Consider the following 1,659-nt stretch of genomic DNA (forward strand, 5'->3'; position numbering starts at 1 on the left):
GGCTCCACGCAGACTGGCGTCCACGCTTCAAAGCCTCCCACCTATCCTACACATCAAGGACCAGTGTTCAGTGTCAAGCTATAGTAAAGGTTCACGGGGTCTTTCCGTCTTGCCGCGGGTACACTGCATCTTCACAGCGATTTCAATTTCACTGAGTCTCGGGTGGAGACAGCCTGGCCATCATTACGCCATTCGTGCAGGTCGGAACTTACCCGACAAGGAATTTCGCTACCTTAGGACCGTTATAGTTACGGCCGCCGTTTACCGGGGCTTCGATCAAGAGCTTCGCGTTGCCGCTAACCCCATCAATTAACCTTCCGGCACCGGGCAGGCGTCACACCGTATACGTCCACTTTCGTGTTTGCACAGTGCTGTGTTTTTAATAAACAGTTGCAGCCAGCTGGTATCTTCGACTGATTTCAGCTCCACCCGCAGGGGCTTCACCTACATATCAGCGTGCCTTCTCCCGAAGTTACGGCACCATTTTGCCTAGTTCCTTCACCCGAGTTCTCTCAAGCGCCTTGGTATTCTCTACCTGACCACCTGTGTCGGTTTGGGGTACGATTTGATGTTACCTGATGCTTAGAGGCTTTTCCTGGAAGCAGGGCATTTGTTGCTTCAGCACCGTAGTGCCTCGTCATCACACCTCAGCGTTAACAAGATTCCGGATTTACCTGGAACCTCCGCCTACATGCTTAAACCGGGACAACCGTCGCCCGGCCAACATAGCCTTCTCCGTCCCCCCTTCGCAGTAACACCGAGTACAGGAATATTAACCTGTTTCCCATCGACTACGCCTTTCGGCCTCGCCTTAGGGGTCGACTCACCCTGCCCCGATTAACGTTGGACAGGAACCCTTGGTCTTCCGGCGAGCGGGCTTTTCACCCGCTTTATCGTTACTTATGTCAGCATTCGCACTTCTGATACCTCCAGCATGCCTCACAGCACACCTTCAACGGCTTACAGAACGCTCCCCTACCCAACAACACATAGTGTCGCTGCCGCAGCTTCGGTGCATGGTTTAGCCCCGTTACATCTTCCGCGCAGGCCGACTCGACCAGTGAGCTATTACGCTTTCTTTAAATGATGGCTGCTTCTAAGCCAACATCCTGGCTGTCTGTGCCTTCCCACATCGTTTCCCACTTAACCATGACTTTGGGACCTTAGCTGGCGGTCTGGGTTGTTTCCCTCTTCACGACGGACGTTAGCACCCGCCGTGTGTCTCCCGTGATAACATTCTCCGGTATTCGCAGTTTGCATCGGGTTGGTAAGCCGGGATGGCCCCCTAGCCGAAACAGTGCTCTACCCCCGGAGATGAGTTCACGAGGCGCTACCTAAATAGCTTTCGGGGAGAACCAGCTATCTCCCGGTTTGATTGGCCTTTCACCCCCAGCCACAAGTCATCCGCTAATTTTTCAACATTAGTCGGTTCGGTCCTCCAGTTAGTGTTACCCAACCTTCAACCTGCCCATGGCTAGATCACCGGGTTTCGGGTCTATACCCTGCAACTTAACGCCCAGTTAAGACTCGGTTTCCCTTCGGCTCCCCTATACGGTTAACCTTGCTACAGAATATAAGTCGCTGACCCATTATACAAAAGGTACGCAGTCACACCACAAGGGTGCTCCCACTGCTTGTACGTACACGGTTTCAGGTTCT

1 rRNA gene is annotated in these 1,659 nt (G+C 53.2%); it reads right to left on the reverse strand.

Features of this window, described 5'->3' with window-relative positions:
- Positions 1–1,659, reverse strand: a 23S ribosomal RNA gene (locus WFO70_RS22270); the annotation flags it as partial.

Source organism: Leclercia sp. AS011 (assembly GCF_037152535.1).
In the GTDB taxonomy this organism is placed as follows: Bacteria; Pseudomonadota; Gammaproteobacteria; order Enterobacterales; family Enterobacteriaceae; genus Enterobacter.